Annotated in this window: 23 protein-coding genes; 9 read left to right on the top strand and 14 right to left on the bottom strand. The window is 36.5% G+C overall.

Features of this window, described 5'->3' with window-relative positions:
* Positions 1-5 precede the first annotated feature (5 nt).
* The 7 genes from PT603_RS07770 to PT603_RS07800 are packed head-to-tail and all read right to left on the bottom strand — an operon-like array spanning position 6 to position 10,173.
* Entirely contained in the window at positions 6-2,105 is a 2,100-nt protein-coding gene (locus PT603_RS07770; protein WP_040488714.1) for an alpha-L-fucosidase, read from the bottom strand.
* A gap of 35 nt (positions 2,106-2,140) precedes the next feature.
* Positions 2,141-3,655 (bottom strand): sulfatase, encoded by a 1,515-nt coding sequence (locus tag PT603_RS07775; RefSeq protein WP_008239775.1) that lies wholly within the window; start codon positions 3,653-3,655, stop codon positions 2,141-2,143.
* Positions 3,652-6,012 carry a glycoside hydrolase family 95 protein gene (locus tag PT603_RS07780; protein ID WP_008239771.1) on the bottom strand — a complete coding sequence of 787 codons (2,361 nt, stop codon included), beginning with the start codon at positions 6,010-6,012 and terminating at the stop codon, positions 3,652-3,654. Before PT603_RS07780 ends, PT603_RS07775 begins: the two co-directional genes overlap by 4 nt.
* 13 nt (positions 6,013-6,025) lie before the next feature.
* Positions 6,026-6,847, bottom strand: a complete 822-nt coding sequence (locus tag PT603_RS07785; RefSeq protein WP_008239769.1) for an amidohydrolase family protein — start codon at positions 6,845-6,847, stop codon at positions 6,026-6,028.
* Between the two features lie 8 nt (positions 6,848-6,855).
* A complete protein-coding gene (locus tag PT603_RS07790) occupies positions 6,856-7,725 on the bottom strand; it encodes a fumarylacetoacetate hydrolase family protein (protein WP_008239768.1) in 870 nt (289 codons plus the stop codon).
* 11 nt (positions 7,726-7,736) lie between these two features.
* On the bottom strand, positions 7,737-8,516 hold the full coding sequence (locus PT603_RS07795; protein WP_040488721.1) for an SDR family NAD(P)-dependent oxidoreductase: 780 nt from the start codon (positions 8,514-8,516) through the stop codon (positions 7,737-7,739).
* Positions 8,517-8,544: 28 nt separating this feature from the next.
* A complete protein-coding gene (locus PT603_RS07800; RefSeq protein WP_008239765.1) occupies positions 8,545-10,173 on the bottom strand; it encodes a UxaA family hydrolase in 1,629 nt (542 codons plus the stop codon).
* 139 nt (positions 10,174-10,312) lie between these two features.
* On the opposite strand from PT603_RS07800, the gene PT603_RS07805 reads away from it, so the two are divergent.
* Both PT603_RS07805 and PT603_RS07810 read left to right on the top strand, forming a co-directional pair.
* Entirely contained in the window at positions 10,313-11,182 is an 870-nt protein-coding gene (locus PT603_RS07805) for an AraC family transcriptional regulator (protein ID WP_008239764.1), read from the top strand.
* A 58-nt stretch (positions 11,183-11,240) separates the two neighbouring features.
* Positions 11,241-12,062, top strand: a complete 822-nt coding sequence (locus PT603_RS07810) for a Cof-type HAD-IIB family hydrolase (protein ID WP_008239763.1) — start codon at positions 11,241-11,243, stop codon at positions 12,060-12,062.
* Here the strand turns inward: PT603_RS07810 and PT603_RS07815 are convergent.
* From PT603_RS07815 to tgt, 6 genes are all read right to left on the bottom strand, one after another.
* Positions 12,059-13,267, bottom strand: coding sequence for a hypothetical protein (locus PT603_RS07815; RefSeq protein WP_008239762.1), 1,209 nt, complete (start codon positions 13,265-13,267; stop codon positions 12,059-12,061). The two genes, PT603_RS07810 and PT603_RS07815, sit on opposite strands and share 4 nt — an antisense overlap.
* 70 nt (positions 13,268-13,337) lie before the next feature.
* Positions 13,338-14,888 carry a replicative DNA helicase gene (gene dnaB, locus PT603_RS07820; RefSeq protein WP_008239761.1) on the bottom strand — a complete coding sequence of 517 codons (1,551 nt, stop codon included), beginning with the start codon at positions 14,886-14,888 and terminating at the stop codon, positions 13,338-13,340.
* A gap of 170 nt (positions 14,889-15,058) precedes the next feature.
* Positions 15,059-16,012 (bottom strand): acetyl-CoA carboxylase carboxyltransferase subunit alpha, encoded by a 954-nt coding sequence (locus PT603_RS07825; RefSeq protein ID WP_008239760.1) that lies wholly within the window; start codon positions 16,010-16,012, stop codon positions 15,059-15,061.
* Positions 16,013-16,068: 56 nt separating this feature from the next.
* Positions 16,069-16,965 carry a DMT family transporter gene (locus PT603_RS07830; RefSeq protein ID WP_008239759.1) on the bottom strand — a complete coding sequence of 299 codons (897 nt, stop codon included), beginning with the start codon at positions 16,963-16,965 and terminating at the stop codon, positions 16,069-16,071.
* Positions 16,952-18,028, bottom strand: a complete 1,077-nt coding sequence (locus tag PT603_RS07835; protein ID WP_008239757.1) for an LptF/LptG family permease — start codon at positions 18,026-18,028, stop codon at positions 16,952-16,954. Before PT603_RS07835 ends, PT603_RS07830 begins: the two co-directional genes overlap by 14 nt.
* 33 nt (positions 18,029-18,061) lie before the next feature.
* On the bottom strand, positions 18,062-19,192 hold the full coding sequence (gene tgt, locus PT603_RS07840; RefSeq protein ID WP_008239755.1) for a tRNA guanosine(34) transglycosylase Tgt: 1,131 nt from the start codon (positions 19,190-19,192) through the stop codon (positions 18,062-18,064).
* A 143-nt stretch (positions 19,193-19,335) separates the two neighbouring features.
* Here tgt and PT603_RS07845 point away from each other — a divergent pair, with 143 nt between their 5' ends.
* The 4 genes from PT603_RS07845 (at position 19,336) to PT603_RS07860 (ending at position 22,335) form a co-directional block, all read left to right on the top strand.
* The gene (locus PT603_RS07845; protein WP_040488713.1) at positions 19,336-19,722 is read left to right on the top strand and encodes a DUF302 domain-containing protein; all 387 of its coding nucleotides are present in this window, start codon (positions 19,336-19,338) and stop codon (positions 19,720-19,722) included.
* A gap of 159 nt (positions 19,723-19,881) precedes the next feature.
* Positions 19,882-20,727, top strand: coding sequence for a transketolase (locus tag PT603_RS07850; RefSeq protein WP_008239749.1), 846 nt, complete (start codon positions 19,882-19,884; stop codon positions 20,725-20,727).
* A gap of 30 nt (positions 20,728-20,757) precedes the next feature.
* Positions 20,758-21,711, top strand: a complete 954-nt coding sequence (locus PT603_RS07855) for a transketolase family protein (protein WP_008239739.1) — start codon at positions 20,758-20,760, stop codon at positions 21,709-21,711.
* 54 nt (positions 21,712-21,765) lie between these two features.
* Positions 21,766-22,335 (top strand): outer membrane beta-barrel protein, encoded by a 570-nt coding sequence (locus tag PT603_RS07860; RefSeq protein ID WP_008239737.1) that lies wholly within the window; start codon positions 21,766-21,768, stop codon positions 22,333-22,335.
* Positions 22,336-22,410: 75 nt separating this feature from the next.
* Here the strand turns inward: PT603_RS07860 and PT603_RS07865 are convergent, their stop codons facing one another.
* The gene (locus PT603_RS07865) at positions 22,411-23,292 is read right to left on the bottom strand and encodes an FKBP-type peptidyl-prolyl cis-trans isomerase (RefSeq protein WP_008239736.1); all 882 of its coding nucleotides are present in this window, start codon (positions 23,290-23,292) and stop codon (positions 22,411-22,413) included.
* Positions 23,293-23,409: 117 nt separating this feature from the next.
* Here PT603_RS07865 and PT603_RS07870 point away from each other — a divergent pair, with 117 nt between their 5' ends.
* From PT603_RS07870 to PT603_RS07880, 3 genes are read left to right on the top strand one after another with little or no spacing between them, the layout of a single operon-like run.
* Positions 23,410-23,802, top strand: a complete 393-nt coding sequence (locus PT603_RS07870; RefSeq protein WP_008239735.1) for an RNA-binding S4 domain-containing protein — start codon at positions 23,410-23,412, stop codon at positions 23,800-23,802.
* Positions 23,795-24,385 (top strand): class I SAM-dependent methyltransferase, encoded by a 591-nt coding sequence (locus tag PT603_RS07875; protein ID WP_008239734.1) that lies wholly within the window; start codon positions 23,795-23,797, stop codon positions 24,383-24,385. The genes PT603_RS07870 and PT603_RS07875 overlap by 8 nt, the downstream gene beginning before the upstream one ends.
* The gene (locus PT603_RS07880; protein WP_008239733.1) at positions 24,385-24,885 is read left to right on the top strand and encodes a phosphoribosyltransferase family protein; all 501 of its coding nucleotides are present in this window, start codon (positions 24,385-24,387) and stop codon (positions 24,883-24,885) included. Before PT603_RS07875 ends, PT603_RS07880 begins: the two co-directional genes overlap by 1 nt.
* The last annotated feature ends 2 nt before the right edge of the window (positions 24,886-24,887 follow it).

Genomic DNA, 24,887 nt, shown 5'->3' on the forward strand with positions numbered 1-24,887 from the left:
TAATTTTAATTAGTTGTGAATACCCCAATCTCACCAAAAGTAGATCGATATCCTTCTCCATGAATTTTAATACCCTTTAAACGTATATACCTTGCCTTGTGATTTGGGAATATTACTTGCTGCTCTATTGGATTGTTTACAATATTTCCAAACTCACCTTGAGAAACTGTTATCCATTGATTCCCGTCTTGGCTCACTGCAAACTCATAATGAGTTATAATACCAAAAGACCAGCGATCCTGCATTGGAACATAAGTAAACCCTCTTAATGAGTAGATATCTCCCAAATCTATAACCACTTCTTGAGGAGAAGAAGTCCCTTGGGCTGTGGCAAAAATTGTCAATGGGTTTTCATCTATGAGTTTACCAGCCTCCGCCAATGCACCTGAAGATACTGACACAACCTGCCAATCCTTCTTTGAAATATCATAAAACACAGTAGTTTCCTCTGTTGTACCAGCATCATCAGGATTGTAGGCAATTGCCTTTATGACAGTAGGTTTATGAACATAAAAAGGTTGACTATATTTATATTTTGGATTAATCTCTGGCGTACTCCCGTCAGTAGTGTAATATATCTCAATATTTTTATCGCTGACATGTAAGGACACCTCCCCTTCTTTAGATCGAACTGTTTTAGGTTGTGTAAGTACATTAGGTGCATGATAAAGTGCAATGGTAGACAGCGCCGGAGCAGCTTTACTTTCTGTAATAGTTATACGTATTTTAGATGCCTTTACAGTATCGAATCTCAAAATTCGTTTATATCCAACAGTTGTTTGGGTGTCTATTGTTTGCCACTGTTCATTTACAAAAGCCTCAACTGTAAACTTCTTTATACGTTGACCCAATTTAATATACTCTTGAAGAACTAATCGATTTACAGCTGTTGGTGACTCAAAATCAATGGTAATGGAAACAGGTAATTCATTATCGTCAGCTGCCCAAAAAGTATCATTCATTTGATCATTAACATTAGTAGCAGAAAATTGACCTCCGTTATTCCTAGTATTACTAGCTATTACTCTTGCGTTTTTTGCTAAATCAAAAGAAAAATCTTTATCGAGTTGATTTTTTAAAGCCATGAGTTGACGTACATCATTCTCATGAATTAATCCACGAGTGTCTACTGGAAGATTCAGTAATAGCGATGCATTTCGCCCTACAGATTGATAGTAAATATCTAATAAATGTGGTAGTGATTTTACCTGATGGTCTTCTGAGGGGTGATAATACCACCCTGGGCGAATAGAAACATCCGCCTCAGCTGGAACCCAATGTGTGCCATCCTCATGGCCAGAACGTAATTGTTCATGTTTAGGGTATCCTGGATATACTTCTATTTTTCGTAACAAATTCCAATTAGTTTCATTAGCCCAACCTTCCTCATTACCAACCCATCTTACATCAGGACCACCATCACCAAAAATAACAGCATTAGGTTGTAATTCTCTAACAATTCTGGTTACCTCATCCCATTGATAATATGTTTTATTATCAATTTTTCTAGTTTCATTAGCCCCTCCATAATATCCCGAACCTCCATTGGCACCATCAAACCAAACTTCAAATATATCCCCATAATTAGTCAATAACTCTTTCAATTGATTATGGAAATAAGTAACATATTCAGGACTACCATACGCTGAGTGATTACGATCCCAAGGTGATAGATAAACACCCATTTTTAATCCATATTCTCTACAAGCATCAGCCAACTCTCTAACAACATCTCCTTTGCCATTTTTCCATGGGGCGTTTTTAACTGAATGCTCTGTATAGGCAGAAGGCCAAAGACAAAATCCATCATGATGCTTGGCCGTAAGAATAATTCCCTTCATTCCCGCTTCCTTTGCAACTCTAGCCCACTGCCGAGCATCTAATTCAGTAGGATTAAAAGACTCGGGAGATTCATTTCCCATTCCCCATTCCATATTGGTAAATGTGTTCATATTAAAATGAATAAATCCATAGTATTCCATTTCATGCCACATTAACTGTCTGTGAGAAGGCAAAGGCCCGTAGGATATTATTTTTTTAGTATTACTACATGAGCTTATCAATACAATAAACACAATTGCTATGGATATTTTTATGCATTTCATACAATCTAAATGATTTAATTTTCCTTACTATTAATTCAAAGGTGAGGGTATGGAATTACCTTACCAGTTCTATTGTCAATAGGCATTTGCGCTTCCACTGATCTGAGATACGATGAAAGCTCATTAATTAACTTTTTAGCTATTGAAGGACGCTGCTCGAAAAGATTACTAGTTTCTCCAATATCTTCCTTGATGTTAAACAATTCCTTCTCTTGAGTCTTATGATAATAAATCAATTTCCAGTCCCCCATACGTATGGTACTTGAGGAGGCTATTCCGGGACCTTCGGCATCCCATTTATTAGGATAATGCCAAATTAGTGGACGCTCAACATTACTTCTTTTCCCCTTCAAAATAGGCACAAAACTTTGGCCATCTATTTTTTGAATTATAGGATTTGGCTCTATTTGAGCCATCTCAAGTATGCTTGGAAAAAAATCTTCAATTATGACATAATCATTAATTACGGTGGACGGTTTTGTTACCCCTGGCCAATATGCCAACATTGGTACTCGTATGCCTCCTTCATACATGGAACCTTTTCCACTTTTTAAAGGCCTATTATGTGAATGTGCCTCACCCCCTCTACCTACAGCGCTCAAGCCTCCATTATCTGAAATAAATAAAATTATGGTATTGTCAGCTATACCACGGTTCTCTAGAAATGACATAACATCTCCCAAACTTTTATCCATTCCTTCAATCATTGAGGCATATTTAGCTTCCTTATCATCTAAGCCTCTTTCTTTGTACTTCTGATAATATCGGCTATCAGCCATAAGAGGAACGTGTACCGCATAATGTGAAAGGTGAAGAAAGAATGGTCTTTTCCCCACTATCGTGTCCAAAACAGACAATGCCTCTTGGGTGATTGCTTCAGTAAGGTAAATATCCTTACCATGATATTTCTCCAATCCAGGAACAGCCCAAACTGAACTATGTTCTCCCTTATTTCCAAAATTATCTTTCCCAAAATAACTAGCAAGCCCACCAGCTGCATGACCTGCAATATTAACATCAAAACCAATATTCTCAGGAAATTCCCCGGGAGTTCCTATGGCACCTAAATGTGATTTTCCTGCATGAATGGTCTGATACCCTGAATTCTTAAGAATTTGTGGAAGTAAGGTAGCATGAAAGGTATGATGAATACCTCGTATTGGGCTCAGGCCATTCATGTTCCATTGAGGAAATGTTAAAATAGAATCTATCCGATCTTGTGACACATCCTTTCTCAGTGTCCAATTAGTCACCCTATGCCTTGCTGCGTTAGTTCCAGTTATCAAACTCACTCTTGATGGTGAACAAACAGGTGTTGCATATGCTTGCGTAAATTTTACACCTTTTGCTGCCAATCGTTCCATATTAGGAGTATTAAACTGAGTATTTAGTTCTGTGTGTCGATCCCAAAAAGGAACCGAAGTATCTTGCCAACCCATGTCATCCACTAAAAATACAATGATGTTTGGAGGAGACTTAGTGACCTCTCTATGTGTAGTCTTACATGCAAGACTCAAGCAAAACACTAGAATGATTAATAGAAGTCTCATTTTGTAAGTTCCTTAAGATATTGATTAAGTATAATAGTCTCATTAGAGGAAAGTGAAATCGTTTTCTTACGGTCTTTATACACTAATGTTGCCTTGGTATCTTCTTTAGATACCAATTCTATTCTTTCAATGGTATGCTCTTTCCATTTAATACTGACTTGTATATTTCCTCGTGCTTTAAGACCGGTTACTTCACCAGAATCCCAGCTCTCAGGGAGGGCAGGTAAAAGTCTTATAAAACCCTCATGTGACTGCATTAGCATTTCCGCAACCCCGGCAGTAAATCCAAAATTACCATCAATTTGAAATGGAGGGTGCATATCGAAAAGATTATCAGCCGTGGAAATCTCTAAAAACTTTTGAATATTCGTTTGTGCAGCTACAGCATCCTGCAAACGAGCATTAAAATTTATCATCCAAGCACGACTCCAACCAGTTCCTGCACCCCCATGCTGTAATCTATAATCAATAGTTTTTTTAGCTGCCTCAAAATGAGCCGACGTCTTTTGAGTTATAGAAATCCCTGGATGTAGGGCATAAAGCTGAGACATATGTCGATGTCCCTTTTCTGGTTCTTCTACTGGTTTTGTCCATTCTAAAATTCTGCCATCGGGTCCCAGAACCACTCCTGGATGTATTTTTTTAAGTTTAGATTTCACTTCTTGAACAAAATCATCATTAATTTTTAGAATAGAGGCTGCCTTTAATGTATTATTAAATACTTCACCTATTATTTGATGACCCATAGCAGCTCCATGGGAGACGGCTGCAGGTGTACCATCAGGTGCCATATAAGAGTTTTCCGGAGATGTTTCAGGGGAAGAAACCCATGTCTTTGAGTCTTGATCATATATAAGCCAATCCAAGTAAAATTCAGCCAACGCTTTCATTGCTGGCCAGGCTCTATTTTTTAAAAAATCTATATCGTTAGTGTAGGAATAATGCTCCCAATAATGTTGAGCTAACCAACCACCACCATGAATCCATGCCCCCCAATAAGCGCGTTCTGCATGCATCCAGGCTGGAGCCCAAATATCAGAAGTATGATGTATCACAGCTCCTCTATGAATTCCATACTGATCCTTGGCCGTTATTCTACCTCTATTGATAAGTCGGTCTGTATAGTCGAAAAGAGGGGAATGACATTCACTTAAATTAGTTACCTCTGCAGGCCAATAATTCATTTGCAAATTGACATTCAGGTGATAGTCGGCATTCCAAGGTGCACGAATATGTTCATTCCATATCCCTTGTAAATTTGCAGGGTTAGTTCCAGGACGTGAGCTAGATATGAGCAAATACCTTCCGTATTGAAAAAGGAGGGCTGAAAGTGCTTTGTCCGTTCCTCCATCTTTTATCTTTTTCAATCTTTCATCAGTCGGTATTTTATTAAATTCATTACCACCAAGGTCTAAGGTAACTCTTTTATACAATGACTGATAATCAGCAACATGAGCTGACAACATCTCATTATAAGAAAGTTCTTGTACTTGACCTAGCAATTGTTCATTATATGACTCGTAATTATTACCATGATAAAACGATGTACTTCCCACAAGAAGTAAAACAGCTTCATTTACATTCTTCAATTCAAGAATACCATCCTTACTAACAACTATACCTCCATTGTTTTTGACTACTAACCTGGTATCAAATTTCACACCGTAGTCAAGTGGTTTTGCCTCCGAATTTAATCTGCCCCCATTTTGTGTCACCATACCTTTCATTTGGATTTGGTTAGGAGCAGGAGACGATACTTGAACCGTATTAAAACCCTCATCCTTAGGTCGGTTCATACGTAAAGTAGCATCCATTCCTTTGGGATTAGTAGTAGTATATCTAATAATCAACACATTGTGAGGCGCAGAAGCAAAGACCTCTTGAGTATAATTATAACCCTCTGAATTATAGGAAGTTGTTGCTACAGCAGTTTCAATATCCAACTCTCGATAATAATTTGCTACTTTTTTTGTTGAAAAATCAATGTACAAATCACCCATTGTTTGATGAGATCGCACCACACCCTTATTTGAAAAACGGGTTACTATCTCTTCATCGGCTTTATGATACTGCCCTTCTTTAAGCAACTGCCGGATATATACCAAATCTTCAGGAGTTCCTTTAGAATCTCCCCAATCAGGTCCACCTGGCCACATGGAGTCTTCATTTAACTGAATACGTTCATTTATTGGTTGTCCAAAAATCATAGCCCCAAGACGACCATTACCAACTGGCAAAGCTTCCATCCATTTAGTCGCTGGTTCCTTATACCAAAGTCTTTCCTTACTTTGTGAATTTTGGGCATTGGCAGTTGCAAAAAACAATACTACTACCAACAATAATGAGTTCTTATCCATGACTTTTTACTGATTATAAACTATAAAAATTTACTGCATTCGTATGCATAATTTGTTTCTTCTCTGTTAGCGAAAACTCTTGAAAATAGCTATTGATTGGCATTAACATCTCATTGTAATTACACGACAACAGACAAACAGGCCAATCTGACCCAAACATGATTCTTTGGGTGCCAAATTCACTAACAACAACATCTAAAAATGGATAAAACATTTCCTTATTCCATTTAAAAAAATCTGTTTCCGTAACCATTCCTGACAACTTACAGTAGACATTTTCATGTGAAGCAAGGGCTTCCATGTATTTTTTCCAATGGGTACTTACCCCCTTTGAAATCTTTGGTTTTGCCATGTGGTCGATAACAAATAGCTGATTAGGAAACTTTTTAACAAATGCTAAAGCTTCTTCCAACTGATGTTCATATATTAAAAGATCATAGGTACACCCAAAGGTTTGTAACTGCTCCATTCCACTGAGGAAATCGTTTTGCATTAAAAAACCAGGAGCTTCCACCTGAACTATATGTCGTACCCCCTTAAACAAAGAGTTAGTTTTAAAAAAAGCCAGGCGTTCACTTATATTACTAGCCCTTAGGTCAACCCAACCTACAACTCCATTTATGAACTTATTTTGAGTAGCCAAATCAAGTAAAAACATGGTTTCCTCTTCGGATTGATCTGCCTGAACAGCCACACACCCCTTCACTCCGTTACTCTTCACTAAGGGCTCTAAATCTTCTGGTAAAAAATCACGTTGAAGCACTTGCATTGAATTATCTATCCAAGTATCACGAGAAGGATTATATTTCCAAAAGTGTTGATGGCTGTCAATCATATCTGTGGTTAATTAGATTCTATTTTATCAAATCCTTTAGCCAACTGTTTGGAGCTACCCAATCCTGTAATTCCTAATTCTACAACATCGCCTGGAGTTAAATATCGCTGAGGGTTCAATCCCATACCAACTCCGAAAGGAGTCCCTGTAGAGATGATATCCCCTGGAAGCAAAGTCATAAACTCACTTATATAACTTACCAAAGTTGGAATATCAAATACAAAGTCTGAAGTATTACTATTTTGCTTAAGCTCACCATTTACTGTAAGCCAAAGATCCAAATCGTGTGGATTAGGTATTTCTTCTTTAGTAGCTAGAAACGGACCTAATGGTGCAAATGTATCACAGCTTTTTCCTTTTACCCATTGTCCGTAACGCTCTAACTGAAATTCTCGCTCACTATAATCATTGTGTAACATATAACCCGCAACATAATCCATGGCTTTCTCTTTAGAAACATAGGATGCTTTTTCACCTATAACAACAGCCAACTCAACTTCCCAATCAGTTTTCACACTATTTCGAGGAATTATTAAATCATCATTAGGCCCAACAATAGCGGTAGTAGCCTTAAAAAACAAAACGGGCTCCTTAGGAACCTCCATTCCACTTTCCGCAGCATGTTTAGCATAATTAAGCCCTACACAAACTAATTTAGAAGGTCTACATACAGGAGGCCCTAAACGTTCATTTTCATCAACAACAGGACAATCATTTTGATTAGATTCCAGCCATTTTTTCAATTTACCTAATCCATTTGATTCAAAAAACTGTTCATTATAGTCACTGCCAAATAGTGAAACATCTATTCGTTTACCATCTTCCAATTGTACTCCAGGTTTTTCATAACCCGGTTTCCCAAATCGTATAAGTTTCATTTTATATTAATTTAATTTCCATTAAGTTTTATAAATCCTCCATCAATAGGAAAATCAGTCCCTGTAATAAATGTTGCCTTATCAGAACATAAATACAATGCCAGAAAAGCTACTTCGTCCGGTGTTCCCATTCTTCCAATGGGTTGTGTTTTGGATAATTTTTCAAACATTTCTTGTTCTCTACCAGGATAATTTTTTTGTAAAAATCCATCTACAAAAGGTGTATGGATTCGTGCTGGAGATATACTATTGCACCGAATTCCAAAAGAAAGATAATCTTTGGCTACTGACAAGGTCATGGTACTAACGGCACCTTTTGACATTGAATAAGCAAACCTATCTGATATTCCCACCGAAGCGGCTATGGATGCCATATTAATAATAACGCCTCCATTTATCTTCATAAACGGAATCGATGCGTGAATACAATTATAAATTCCCTTTATATTTACATTATAAATACTATCTAAGACAGATTCTGAGGTGTTTTCCACATTCCCTACATGGGCAATCCCGGCATTATTAACCAAGATATCTATAGTGCCTTTACTAGCAATCGATGCTATAAGTTCCTTTACTTGAGTATGATTAGACACATCACATTGATGAAAAAAAGCCTGACCACCACTCTTCTCAATATCATTTACAGTAGCCATTCCATTTACTGTGTTAAACTCAAGGATATGGACAATAGCTCCAGCGGATGCAAATGTTGTACTAATAGCCTTACCAATACCACTTGCACCTCCTGTAACAATGGCTGTTTTATTTTCTAAACTGAATAATGTCATTACTTTATTAAATTTAAATAGTACACCTCTATAACGATACCCCTCGTTTCCATGGAATAAAATCATCTTGACCTAAGGAAGCAGCCTTAGTTTGCTTTCGACCACTAGAGACTTCAATAATTAGATTCATTAACTGATCAGCCAATGTATCCATTGAAATTCCAGCTGATATAATTTTCCCTGCATCAAAATCAATTATATCTTTCATCCGCTCTGGCAATACTGAATTGGATGAAATTTTAAGGACTGGACATATTGGATTTCCCGTAGGAGTTCCCAATCCAGTAGAAAATAAAATTAAATTCGCGCCAGAACCGGCAAGTCCTGTCGTGGACTCCACATCGTTTCCAGGAGTGCATAAAAGATGTAAACCTGTATTATTTACATACTCACCATAATCCAGCACAGCATTTATAGTACTTCGGCCACCTTTGGTCGCCGCACCAGCAGATTTTATCGCGTCTGTAATTAGCCCATCTCTTATATTGCCTGGTGAAGGATTCATATCAAAGCCTGAACCAACAGACTCAGCTTTTTTATTGTAACTTTCCATTAAAGATATAAACCTTTCGGCCTCGTGCTTAGACAAACAACGATCTATTAAATCTTGTTCTACTCCACATAATTCCGGAAATTCAGAAAGAATACTCTTGCCCCCCAAGGCATTGATTCGATCCGAAATCAATCCTATTAGTGGATTTGCAGTAATTCCAGAAAAACCATCAGACCCCCCACATTCCAATCCTATGATTAATTTTGATAATGGGGCTGGCTTACGTATATTTTTGTTGGCAATTTTTAATCCCTCATAAGTAGTTTCAACTACTTCATTTAACATGATCGATTCGCTTTCATAATGCTGCTGTTCAAAATAATAAACTGGCTTAACAGTCTCTATCTGAAGCTCTTTTAATGCCTCTTGTAACATAGATACTTGAGCATGTTGACAACCTAAACTCAGCACAGTAGCTCCTGCAACATTTGGGTTTTTAATATATCCAGCCAAAAGTCTTACTAGGGACTTGGCATCATCTCGAGTTCCTCCACAACCTCCTTCATGAGTTAAAAATTTTATTCCATCAATATTTGGAAACCATCGTTGGGCAGTAAGCTCTCCTTCTGACTCATAACTCTCACTATCTTTACCAGTCATTAAATTTCTCAGCTTTACTTTATGATGATTCTCCTTTTTATATCCTAATTCTGTTTCAAATGCCTCCTTTAGAACAAGTAAATTTCTATTTTGACAAAAAACCAATGGTATAAATATCCAAAAATTAGCAGTTCCAACCTGACCATCATTACGATAGTAACCATCAAAAGTAGCTTCTTTCCATTTAGTAGCTACATCAACAGAATACGAGTAATTCATACCACCAAACTTATAAGGTGCTGCGGAATGTTTTACATTATCTACTGTTAGTAAGCCTCCCTTTTCAATAGCTATCAAGGCTATACCCACTGGAACTCCATACATATATATGGTTGCTCCGGAAGTAATAGTTTCCAAAGCCATTTTATGTTTTACCGGGATATCCTCCATCACCTCTATTGATATATCATTAAAGGCAACCACACTACCTTTGATCAAAGTATCCAAGGCAACTACCACGTTATCTTTTGGGTTTATTTGAAGAATTTTTTTATTAATTGTCATCTTGTGAATGCTATCTCCTCAAAACTACAGTTTAAAACATTTAATAAGTTATACATAATTTGCTTATACTTGTACAATATTTGCAAAACAACCAATCTAATAAGAGTTTGTAACATTTAACATTTTCACTTTCTTTCTAATGAAGCTTCATTATCTACATAAAAATCTCGAAAAAAGTATTAAATCTACCTATCATGAAGATATTTCATTTCTAAAACTTTGGCATTATCACCCAGAAAGTGAATTAGTATATATTGTACAAGGGGAAGGCACCCTTTACGCTGGTGATTTCATAGGAAATTTCAAGAAAAATGATATCTTCTTTTTAGGAAGTAATCTCCCTCATATGTTTGAAAGTGCCTCAAATAATTCTTCTAAGGAGCTTTGCTCAGCATATGTATTACATATAAGCCCAGCATATTTCGAGCAATTACCCTTAGATCAAATTGAATTTTCATTACTAAGAAACATACTTACATTGAGCAAACAGGGAATTCATTTTAAGACCAACAGACCCAATATAGTATTTGAAACCTTTAAAAAAATGATGAATGAAAATCTTGCATTTAATAGTCTTTGTTTACTGCAACTTTTTCTACAACTACAAGAAACCAGTAGCTCTTCACCGCTTTCAAATATTGTATATCAGACAGCAGATTTAAACTCAGACAAAAGATTACAAAGCACGCTTCAATTTATAATGCAAAATTTCCAATCCGATATTTCTCTGGATAATGCTGCCTCAAAAGTAGGAATGAACAAGACGGCCTTTTGTCGCTATTTTAGACATAAAACTGGAAAATCATTTATTTCGTACTTGAATAATATTCGGGTTCAATACGCTTGTAAACTATTAAGTGATCAACAACCTGAAAAAACAGTTTCTGAAGCTTGTTATTTATCTGGGTTTAATAGTTTGTCCTACTTTCATCGTATCTTCAAAAAAACAACAGGCTATGCACCTTCTCAATTCAAAAAAGAATTACCCAGTATGATAACAGCATCTTAATGAGTGTTTAAACTAAAAATCAAAAAATCGGTATATTTTTGTACAAATTCCTTAACCTATGCTTTTATCTCAAGTACGTCTTGTGGTCTCTGATATGGATGGTACTTTACTCAATTCTCAAGACCAAGTAAGCCAAGAATTCTTTCAACATCTTGAACAATTACAAAAATCAGGAATCCATTTTGCCATAGCTAGTGGAAGGCAGTATCAAAGTATTGCAAAGAAATTATCCTCGTTCATTGATTCTATTACAATTATTGCTGAAAATGGAGCACTTATCAAACAAGGAAGTACAGAACTCTATAGTAATACTATGGGAAGAGAACTGGTAAAGGTAATGATTGAACATCTGAGAAAAATTCCGAATATCCAAATTATACTTTGCGGCAAGGAGAGTGCATACATTGAAACTGATAGCAAAAACTTCACTGAATTACTAAGTGAGTTTTATACCAATTATCAAATTACCAATGACCTGTATGAAGCTATAGAAAATGATATTCTTAAAATTGCGGTATATCATAATGTAAGTTCTGAAAAACATATATTCCCATATGTCCAACATTTAGAAAAAGACTTGCTCATAAAAATTTCTGGTAAACATTGGATTGATTTTTCTTTACCTGACACACATAAAGGCAAAGCACTTGACCTGATACAGAAACGTATGGGAATTTCCCCAAGTCAAACAATGGTCTTTGGTGATTACTTAAATGATCTTGAAATGATGAATCAATCGTATTTCAGCTATGCCATGGCAAACGCTCATCCTAAACTTCAAGAAGTAGCGCGTTTTAAGACCCTAGACAACAACAGTATGGGCGTAGAAAAAGTTTTGAAACAACTCCTAAGCTCCTTGGAAACTTCCCTATCAACTTAGGTCTTTTGTTTCTTTTTTCTAGCTGCTGGGAAAAGTACATTATTTAGAATTAGACGATATCCTGGGGAAGATGGATGAAGTTCTAATTCTGTTTTAGGATCACCAACTCTATGTTGATAATCCTCAGGGTCATGTCCTCCATAAAATGTAAAGAAACCCTGACCCTTTACTCCATGGATATAACGTGCCTCTCCATTGACCCTATTCTCCCCCATAACTAGGACAGTTGGTCTAAGAGTTTGTGAATCATAACTAGTAGTTTGCCCCATAAACCCTTTAATAAGTGCTGTGTGGTTTTGGGTAAGCATTGTAGGAATAGGATCCCATTTAGCTGAATATTCCATCAAAGTAAAATAATCAGTTTCTTTGGGTATTCTGCGTTTATCTGTCATGTCAATCGAAGAAAACTCATACCTAGAAGGATTACGTTCCAATGTAAAATTTATAAAGGCAAAAGTCTTATTATAATCGATTTTAGATTGATACCCAGCCTCCGAGGGGTCACCATCAAACATTGCCTCGCAAATATCAACACCTTCAGCCGCCAATGCAATATCAAAGCTATCCGTGGCAGAACACATTGCAAACATAAATCCGCCACCTACTACAAAGTCCCTTATCTTAAGAGCAACCGCTAACTTTGCCTCTGAAACTTTTGAATACCCCAGTTTTAAAGCAAGAGCCTCCGCATCTTGCTTTTCTTTAATATACCAAGGTACTGCTTTATAAGCCCCATAAAATTTTCCATACTGACCTGTAAAGTCCTCATGATGAAGATGTAACCAATCAAACTTAATTAGGGCATCATTCAGAACTTCCTCATCGTATATGGTTTCATAGGGTATTTCGGCAAACGTTAGTACCATTGTTACTGCGTCATCCCAAGGTAAATTCCCTTTAGGAGAATACACGGCAATCTTAGGCGCCTTTTCTAAAACTACCGCCTCCATATTTTGAGAAGGGCTGGAAATATCGTCTAAAATTGATTGGGCTTTTGTTATTGATATCACTTCAAAAGACACTCCCCTAATACTACACTCTTTTTTAATTTCCTCATGAAAGGGGATAAGAAACGAACCTCCACGATAGTTGAGAAGCCATTGTATTTTCACCTCCCTTTCAAGAGTCCAATACGCAATACCGTAAGCTTTAAGGTGATTTTTCTGTGCATCGGCATCCATTGGAACAAGGATGTAGGATGCCATAGATTTAAATGAAAATAGAAGACATACTCCCAGCAACCATAGTTTTCTGCTGAGAATATGTTTCCTTATTTTAAAACGGAACGTCGTTATCATTAGGATTAAAGTTATCGTTCATGCTACTTCCAAAAGCTTCATCAGCGCTTGGAAACTTTTTAGTCATAAACGGATTTTCATCTCCGGCATTCATTTTAGATTGAAACTCAAAAGGAGTATCAAAATCATCTAAGTTATCGAATTTACCTAAATGTCCTAGGAATTTTAACCTTATATTATCAAGTCCTCCATTACGGTGCTTGGCCACAATAAACTCAGCTTGATCCTTGGTTGGAGTACGCTCCTCATCATCCCATTCATCAATCTTATAATACTCTGGTCGATAAATAAACGATACAATATCGGCATCCTGTTCAATTGCTCCTGATTCACGTAGGTCAGACAACAAAGGTCTTTTAGTACCTCCACGCGTTTCAACTGCTCTTGAAAGCTGTGAAAGGGCTATTACCGGAACATCCAATTCTTTAGCCAATGCCTTTAAATTACGCGAAATTGTTGAAATCTCCTGTTCACGATTTCCGGTTCCCTTTGAACTTCCTCCGGCAGTCATTAGCTGTAAATAATCAATGATAATTAACCTAATGCCATACTGGGAGGCCAAACGCCTTGCCTTCGCACGAAGGTCAAAAATAGAGAGAGAAGGTGTATCATCAATGTATAAAGGGGCTTTTTCAAGATTTTTAACCTTTACATTTAATTGCTCCCATTCGTGTTTCTCTAATTTACCTGTTCGCAGTTTTTCTGATGATAGACCCGTTTCTGATGAAATAAGACGGGTAATCAATTGCACAGAAGACATCTCAAGAGAGAAGAATGCTACTGGGGTATTTTGGTCAACTGAAATATTACGAGCCATAGACAAAGTCAATGCCGTTTTACCCATACCAGGACGGGCAGCTACGATAATCAAATCACTTGGTTGCCAACCTGATGTAAGTTGGTCGAGTTTGGTAAACCCCGTAGGAATCCCACTCAACCCTTCCTTATTTGCTATTTCCTGAATCTTTTGTTTAGCTTTCATCACGAGCGATTGAGCAGTCTCAGATGAACGCTTCAGGTTTCCCTGGGTAACCTCATAAAGCTTAGATTCAGCATTATCCAATAAATCAAAAACATCTGTAGATTCATCATAGGCTTCTTCTATAATTTCAGATGAAATTTTAATCAAACTACGTTGAATAAATTTTTGCTGTATAATTCTTGCATGATACTCAATATGCGCAGATGTAGATACTTTTTGGGTCAATTGAATTAGGTAAAAATCTCCTCCAACTAATTCAAGTTTTTGATTTTTCCTTAATTGAGCCGATACGGTTAATAAGTCTATGGGCTCAGACTTTTGAAACAACTCAATAATTGATTCAAAAATAAATTTATGAGCATCTTTATAGAAAACATCAGGACTTAAAATATCAATGACCTGATCCACACCTTTCTTATCAATCATCATTGCCCCTAAAACAACTTCCTCTAAATCAAGTGATTGAGGAGGAATCTTCCCCTTTTCTAGGCTAATGAGGCTGCTTTTATCTATTTTAAGTCCGGCGATCGGGTTGATTTTTTCCATAGTTACGAATGTAGAAAATTGAAATAGGATAGCCACCAAAATAAGGGGCTAGGTTCTTAACAGTTCATCAACATTTTGACTGTTAATAACTTACGGTTTCATGTTCATAAAGTTAAAAAAAACCGAAGCATAAACTTCGGTTTTAAACTTTATCTATATTTTCAAGCAGTTTATCCTTTAAATACTCCCATATTAGCATATTTATCCATACGCTCTTTTACAAGTTCTTCTGGTGATAACTTTTTTAATTCTTCGTACGAGCTAATAATGGTTTCTCTCACGGTTTTGAAGGTGGTATCTCTATCGGAATGCGCTCCTCCTAGTGGCTCCTTAATAATTCCGTCTACTAAATGTTGCTTTTTCATATCCGCGGCTGTAAGCTTTAATGCATCAGCAGCTCTTTCTTTGAATTCCCAGCTTCTCCAAAGTATCGAAGAACATGACTCAGGTGAAATCACCGAATACCAGGTATTTTCCAACATAAATACTCTATCTCCAACACCAATTCCCAAAGCACCACCAGAGGCTCCTTCGCCGACAATAACAACTATAATCGGAACTTTAAGACGAGTCATTTCAAGTATATTACGTGCGATGGCCTCTCCTTGTCCGCGTTCCTCTGCTTCAATTCCCGGATAAGCACCTGGAGTATCAATAAAAGCAACTACAGGGATTCCAAATTTTTCGGCTGATTTCATTAAGCGGAGTGCTTTTCTATACCCTTCAGGGTTAGCCATTCCAAAATTACGGTATTGACGCGTTTTCGTATTATATCCCTTCTGTTGGCCTACAAACATAAAACTTTGATCTCCAATCTTTCCAAGACCACCAATCATAGCTTTGTCATCTTTTACAGTTCGATCTCCATGTAATTCCAAGAAGGTATCACCACATAAAGCTCTAACATAATCCAAAGTATAAGGTCTAGATGGATGACGTGACAATTGTACACGTTGCCATGCAGTTAGGTTTTTATAAATATCTTTTTTAGTCTGAATAAGCTTTTTTTCTATTTGTTTACAAGTATCTGATACGTCAACATCACTTTCATTTCCGATGAGGACACACTTGTCTAATTGCTCTTCAAGTTCTTTGATAGGTAACTCAAAATCTAAATATTCCATTAGTTTTAGTTGTTATTTGTCTTAGCTTGCAAATATAAAACTTTAATGCTTTCTGCTTAACTCCGCGAGCTACTTTTTATTTTTTTCAAGTTTTTAAGTATCCCATTAGCCAATACTGTTGATAAGATCAACAACGCCCCTAGGTAAAATTCAGAGCTCATTTTCTCCTGTTCTCCAAAGACAAAAAAGGCTAACAAAATTCCATAAACAGGCTCTAAATTTATGGTCAACATAACAGTATAGGGAGTAAGAAACTTCATCACATGCACAGAAGCAATAAATGCATAGCCAGTACAAACAGAGGCTAGTATTAACATATAGATCCAATCGCTACTGGACAATTGAAAAAAAGCAACATCAAATCCACCAGTCACTATAAGAAAAAGAGTTAAAAATAGGAAGCCACTTAAGAGCTCATAAAAAGAAATCACAGAAGGTCTATGAACCTGAGCAAATTTCCCATTAATCATAGAAAATAGCGCAGAAAGGAAGGCTGAAATAAGAGCTAATATAATCCCAAAGGTATAATCTCCTTCCACCCTAAAAATAATAAACAACCCTATCATCACCAAAAGACCAAGAACAATCTCATACCAAATAATAGCCCGTTTATAATAAAACGGCTCTATAATTGCAGCAAACAAAGCTCCTGTAGACATCATGGCCAATGTAATGGACACATTAGACACCTTAATGGCCATAAAAAAAGTAAGCCAGTGTACAGCAATTACTATTCCTGCAAGCACAAAACCAATTAGGGTACGTCTTGAAACTCTCAAATCAAATTTCTTCCAGTAAATATACATCCAGACAAAACCACTAGCCAACAGCATACGATACCACACTAAAGGTAAAGCATCAATACTAATTAAAGCTCCTAAAACAGCTGTAAACCCCCAGATAAAAACAATCAAATGAAGATGAAGGTAACTCTTAAGTCTATCGTTTGGCATTTTTCAATAAATAAAAGGCTAAAATTCCAAAAAGAATATTGGGAATAGATACAGCAAGCATAGGAGGAAAACCTGATTGTTCCGCTAGTGTACCAAAAATCTTATCAAAGAAGACAAATACAAAGGCAATAAAAATTCCAAAGGCTAAATTGACCCCCATTCCTCCCCTACGCTTCATAGAAGACACTGCTACTGCTATTACAGTTAACACAAAGGCAGTAAAAATAAGACTCCACCGTCTGTATTTAACTAACAAATATGTATTTATATTAGACGATCCTTTTCGCTTTTCCTTCTCTATAAATTCATTTAATTCAAAAAGGTTTTTTGTTTCAGCGATATAAGAAACCGGTGTTAGATCATCCAAACTGAATGAAAAAATAGTGTCATGTCGTCTCTTACTTTCTAAAACATCATCATTAACTCCAATGGTCCGTTTGACATAATTGGTCAACCTATAAGTACTATCTTCAGGTTGCCAACGAATACTTCTAGCAGAAATCTTATACTTTAATTCAGTACCTTCAAAGTGTTCTAATGAAAAATTATAACCCACCTTGTTAGTAGCGTCAAAACTACTTACAAACAAAAATTCATTGTCAGATATTTGATTATACACATCTGTCACTTCTCTATCTTGTTTATTACGCCTCAGGTACTTATGTGTAAATTCCTTGTATCCCTCACTTGCAGTTGGAACTACAAACATCCCCATAAAAAAGATGAACGCGGCTATTACCGAAGCCCCTATAAGATAGGGACGCATAAAACGGGCAAAAGAAACTCCAGAGCTTAAAATTGCAATTATTTCTGTGTTGTTCGCTAATTTGGAAGTAAACCAGATTACAGATAAAAACAGAAATATAGGAAACAAAAGATTGGCAAAATAAACTGTAAAATCAAGATAGTAAAAAATAATTTCACTAGTTGGTACTTTGCGCTCAATCATCTTGTCCACTTTTTCAGACAAGTCAACCATTATCCCAATAGGGACAAACAACAACAACATTACAAAGAAAGTAACGAAGTAGCGTTTTAGTATGTACCAATCAAGTATTTTCACTTCTTTATAACCGAGATTATTTCCAACAAAGAATTACAGTCTATTATCCATTTGACGCACCATTTTTTCTTTCCATTCTCTAAAATCTCCTGCTAATATATGTTTTCTTGCCTCACGCACCAACCATAAATAAAAACCAAGATTATGAATCGTGGCAATTTGTTTTCCCAAAAATTCATTAGCCGCAAAAAGATGACGAAGATATGCCTTTGTGTAATAAGTATCCACATAGGTATGACCCATTTCATCTATAGGAGAGAAATCAGCCTCCCACTTTTTATTTTTGATGTTGATAGTTCCATGGGCGGTAAAGAGCATACCATTACGAGCATTTCGTGTCGGCATTACACAATCGAACATATCAATGCCTAATGCAATGTTTTCAAGTATATTAATAGGAGTACCTACCCCCATTAAATAACGAGGTTTATCTTGTGGTAAAATGGCAGTTACTACTTCAGTCATAGCATACATTTCTTCAGCAGGTTCCCCGACTGAGAGACCTCCAATGGCATTCCCTTCTGCTCCCACATTAGCTATATACTCCGCTGATTGCTGTCTTAAATCTTTGTAAGTTGAACCTTGAACTATTGGAAAAAGAGTCTGATCATACCCATATTTTGGAGAGGTATTGTTAAAATGAGAAACACAACGATCTAACCAGCGATGAGTCATATGCATGGAGCGCTTAGCATACCGGTAATCACAAGGATAGGGTGTACATTCATCAAAAGCCATTATAATGTCAGCTCCTATGGTACGCTGAATATCCATAACATTTTCAGGAGTAAAAAAATGATAAGAGCCATCGATATGACTTTTAAATTTAACCCCTTCTTCTTTTATTTTTCTATTAGATGAAAGAGAATAAACCTGATACCCACCACTATCGGTAAGAATATTTCTGTCCCAATTCATAAACTTATGTAATCCACCTGCTTTCTCTAGTATTTCAGTTTGGGGACGTAAATACAAGTGATACGTATTTCCTAAAATAATATCAGGATTAATATCCTCCTTCAATTCACGTTGATGCACTCCTTTTACCGATGCTACTGTTCCGACTGGCATAAAAATAGGTGTTTCAATAGCCCCATGATCTGTAGTTACAATTCCAGCCCTGGCTTGAGAAAGAGGATCTTTCGCTTTTAATTCAAATTTCATTTGCATTATATAAAGAGCGCAAAGATAGGGTGATTTTTTTACTAGCTTACACTTTTTACTATTCTATTAATATAATATAACATTTTCGCATAACACTAAATTTCACTAACTTTAAAGGTATCATTTCGATTACTAAACGTTAGATTATGTACTACTTCTCTAAAACTCTAAACACTACATTTGAAAATGCCCTTGATCTAGTTATAGAAGCATTAAAAACTGAAGGATTTGGCGTATTAACACAAATCAACATAAAAGACACACTCAAAAAAAAGATTGATGTTGATTTTAGAAAATATGTAATCTTAGGGGCTTGTAACCCTCAATTTGCCCACCAAGCTTTAGAATCAGAAGACAAAATTGGAGTATTATTACCATGCAATGTCATTCTGCAAGAACTGCCTAATGGAGAGGTAGAAGTTGCAGCAGTCGATCCTATTACATCTATGAGTAGTGTCCAAAACGAGAAATTAGGAACAATTGCACAACAAGTACAACAAAAATTAAAGAATGTAATTAAACAATTGTAACACTCACCTACTTTTGTCCTCTGCTAGGTAAATAAGAATATTTGCTGGTTTTCATTTAGATCATTATTCACATTTTTTTTGAATAACTTCTCTGCTTTTACTTTGGTGAAAGCAAGGAGAAAGATTACTTTTGCCGATAATTAATTTTAACTATTACAAATGCCTACTACACAACAACTCAACGATTTAGTGATTCAGGTACGCAGAGACATTTTGCGCATGGTTCACAAAGTGAATTCAGGCCACCCAGGAGGTTCATTAGGATGTACCGAATTTTTGGTTTGCCTTTACAATGAACTTATGGACCTGAATGAAGGGTTTGAAATGGACGGAATAAATGAGGATCTTTTTTTTCTTTCTAACGGCCACATTTCCCCTGTATTCTATAGCGTTCTTGCCCGAAGAGGGTATTTCCCAGTGGAAGAACTAAACACTTTCCGCCTTATCAATTCACGCCTACAAGGACACCCTACCACTCACGAAGGTCTACCAGGGATACGAATTGCTTCTGGATCTTTAGGACAAGGGATGTCTGTCGCAATTGGCGCTGCACTAGCTAAAAAGCTAAACCAAGACACTTCTATTGTTTACAGCTTACATGGTGATGGTGAATTACAAGAAGGCCAAATATGGGAAGCTGCCATGTTTGCGTCTGCCAAAAATGTGGACAACTATATTGCAACAATCGACCTTAACGGGAAACAGATTGATGGTAGTACTGACGATGTTTTAAATATGGGCGACTTGAATGCAAAATTCAAGGCATTTGGTTGGGATGTACTAGAAATTAAAGAAGGTAATAATGTAGAAGCCATTCTTAGTGGAATGAAAGAAGCTAAAAATCGTACAGGAAAAGGAAAACCTGTATGTGTGTTACTTCATACCGAAATGGGTAACGGTGTAGATTTTATGATGCATACCCATGCATGGCACGGAAAGGCACCAAATGATGCTCAATTAGAATCAGCTTTATCACAAAACCCTGAAACTTTGGGAGATTATTAATTCATTTTTAATTAAAAACAGAACACCATAATGCAAAAATATATAGACACCGGAAAGAAAGATACTCGTAGTGGATTTGGAGCCGGACTAACCGAACTTGGGAGAACAAACCCCAACGTAGTTGCACTTTGTGCAGATCTTATCGGCTCATTAAAAATGGATGACTTTATTAAAGAAAATCCTGAGCGATTTGTACAAGTTGGAATTGCTGAAGCCAATATGATGGGAATTGCAGCTGGTCTAACTATAGGAGGAAAAATCCCTTTCACCGGTACTTTCGCTAATTTTTCTACGGGTCGTGTTTACGATCAAATTCGTCAATCAATAGCATACTCCCATAAAAATGTAAAGATTTGTGCATCACATGCAGGTGTAACTCTTGGTGAGGACGGAGCAACTCATCAAATTTTGGAAGATATTGGCCTTATGAAAATGCTACCTGGCATGGTAGTTATAAATCCGTGTGATTACAACCAAACTAAAGCTGCTACATTAGCAATTGCAGACTACCACGGACCTGTATATTTACGTTTTGGTCGACCTGCAGTAGCTAATTTTACTCCAGAAGATCAAACATTCGAAATTGGAAAGGCTGTTATGCTTTCTGAAGGCACTGATGTAACAATCGTAGCAACCGGCCACTTGGTATGGGAAGCACTTTTAGCTGCCGAAGAATTGGAAAAAGATGGAGTTTCTGCTGAAGTTATAAACATTCACACTATTAAACCTTTAGACGAAGAGGCCATCCTTAAATCCGTTGCTAAAACAGGTTGTATTGTAACATGTGAAGAGCACAACTATCTTGGCGGACTTGGTGAAAGTGTTGCGCGCGTACTTGTTAACAACTCTCCAGTTCCACAAGAATTTGTAGCCACAATGGATACTTTCGGCGAAAGTGGAACTCCAGCCCAATTAATGGCTAAGTACGGTTTAGATAGCGAAGCAATTCAAAAAGCTGTACGTAAAGTATTAACAAGAAAATAAATTTTTGGTAGGGTTTTTGAACACCTGGCTGTTGTATTATAAAACTTATACGTTATGAAAAAAACACTTATCGCTTTTTTTGCACTTGCCACAACAGCAGCTTTTGCTCAAGATTCCAATGCAGCCTTTGGTATTAAAGGTGGGTTCAACTACAATTCAAACGGTAAATTCTTTAAAGACGCTCAAGAAATCCCTAAAGGTCCAAAAATTGGATATCATGTTGGACTTTATGGAAAAATTGGTGATGACATCTATTTCCGCCCGGAATTAGTATACACCAAAACCAAGAGTGATTATGATGGTGATGACTTTGACATGTCAAAATTAGACATGCCTCTTTTGTTAGGTATAAAAGTAATTGGCCCATTAAGTGTGTTTGGAGGTCCATCCCTACAATACATTCTAGATACTGATTTCGATGGCATTCAATTAAACGATGTCAAAGATGAATTCACCATTGGACTTAATGCAGGGGTTGCACTTCAACTAGGAAAATTAGGTGTAGATCTGCGTTACGAACGTGGTCTTTCAGACAACGAAGCTAACTTTGTTGGTATAAGCAATCAAGGTAGGATTGATACCCGTCCTGAACAGTTAATACTCAGTCTTTCTATAAATCTATAAGATTATACAAAAGACCAAGAAACATAAAAAAGGCCGCTCTAAAAAGAGCGGCCTTTTATTATATTATTAATTCTATTAATCACATAAGTTTTCAGTACAAGTTTTATCCGCATAACTTGGATAAGCAGTATCATTACAATTTGGGAAACTTACCTGCCCTTTTGTTGCATCATATTCAATTTCACAAATAGAAGGAACTCCATCTTTATCGTGATCAATATTCTTGGTTAACAACAAATTTACCTGAAACAAAACTGGCGCATATGCTGGAACGGCTCCAGAACCTTGAAAATAAAAAGCACCTGAAGGGATAAAGAAGGCGCCAATACCATAGTTATCTGCAAATTCAAAAGTACCATCTCCATTATCAACCACATCACCAGAAGAAGCTTTAAGCTCTACCACCAATTCCCTATACCCCAAAGCAACACCAGCCGCATATTCATAATTTGGAGTCCACATAACGGATCCTATTTTCCAATCTCCAAGGATATCCATCCAAATAGGTCGGTAATTATTCATTTGATTTTCGAATACAACTCCAGTACTAAGCACCGATCCTTTATGATTTACATACACAGAGTCTGCCACTGTAGGATTCGCTCCTACACCTTCACGTGCAATCAAATAATACAACTTATGATCAATTTCATCACCATCTGCATTTTTAACTTTTATAGTTTTACTCTGCACTTGATCAATTAGGGGAGTTTTTCCGGCATTGTCGCCAGAAATAGTATCCACTACTATCTGATAATCAAACCCTTCAACTGGGTTTGCAAATTCATCATAATTATAAAAATGTGTTTCTAAAAAAGAGACTATAGCCTCATCATTTTCAATTGAAACTTCAAGCATATCTCGCGGTGGTTCTATTACCACATCATCATCTTTTTTACAAGATATTACCAATAAAGATAAACCTCCTAATACTACTGCTATTCGATTGCGTATCATATAGTCAAATTACTTATTTTACAAGGGTCACCAATTTTTAGACGACTTTTTCAAGTGCGCAAGATACAATTTTCTCTTATTTTTGCTCCACACATTTAACGTAGTTTTTAAGGTTTTATGAGAATTGATAAATATTTATGGGCTATTAGATATTACAAGACCAGAAACATCGCCACTGAAGCATGCAAAAAAGGACATGTAAAGGTTAATGGTAGTATCGTTAAACCCTCAAGAGAAGTGTATCCTACAGACACCTTAGTTGTACGCAAAAATCAAATTGATTTTCAACTAACTGTATTAGACATTCCCGCAAGTCGAGTTGGAGCCAAGCTTGTAGATATTTACCGAAAAGACACCACTCCACCAGAAGCATTTGCACATGCAGAGATGGTAAGATTATCTCAAGATTATTACAGACAAAAAGGAGAAGGAAGGCCTACTAAAAAAGATCGTAGAGCTATAGACGACTATTTAGATGATGACTTTTTTAATTCAGACCATGATGAATAAGGAATATTGGGAACAACGTTACACAAATCAAGAAACCGGTTGGGACATCGGATCATCTTCTACTCCTTTGAAGGAATACATAGAGCAATTAGAAAATAAAAATTTAAAAATACTTATACCTGGTGCCGGAAATGGCCATGAAGTCAGCCTTCTTCACGAACTAGGTTTCAATCAGGTGTACATTTTAGACATAGCAAAACAACCACTTGATAGGTTTAAAATAAACAACCCAACCTTTCCTATTGATCACATTTTACATCAAGACTTTTTTGAACTACAAATCACATTCGATCTTATTATTGAACAAACTTTTTTCTGTGCACTACCTCCTTTACTACGCCCAGACTACGCTAAAAAAATGTATGAATCACTTAATGATTCTGGTAAATTAGTAGGAGTACTATTCGATTTTCCACTTACAGAAAAAGGCCCTCCATTTGGCGGATCAAAAACAGAATACCATACGTACTTCACACCTTATTTCCAAGTAAACACTATGGAGAAATGCTATAATTCAATAAAACCAAGACAAGGAAACGAACTCTTTGTTATCTTTGAAAAACAAATTAAGACATTATTGTAATGAGTACCAAAACACGCATTCTATCCCACGAAGAAATCCAACATAAAGTTCGCCGTATTGCCTATCAAATTTACGAAAGCAATATGAATGAAAACCAGTTAATCCTCGCTGGAATTTCAAAAAGCGGCTACATTTTTGCTGAAAAATTAAAGGAAACTTTGAATCAAATTTGCAATCTAGAAATCCAATTATGTGAAGTACATATTAATAAAAGGAACCCTCTAGACACCATTACTACATCATTACCTGAAGAGATATATACTAATCAAGCTGTAATTCTGGTAGACGATGTTCTTAATTCTGGAGCAACCCTCATTTATGCAATTAAGCATTTCCTTAACGTACCATTGAAACGTTTTAAAACGGCCGTTTTAGTTAATCGAAATCACAAGAAATTTCCAGTAAAAGCAGATTTTAAGGGTATTTCGCTTTCAACCTCTCTTCACGAACATGTAACTGTCATCTTTGAAGATGGAAACAATGCTGTTTATCTAGATTAAAA

The sequence above is a fragment of the Imtechella halotolerans genome (genome assembly GCF_028743515.2).
Taxonomy (GTDB): domain Bacteria; phylum Bacteroidota; class Bacteroidia; order Flavobacteriales; family Flavobacteriaceae; genus Imtechella; species Imtechella halotolerans.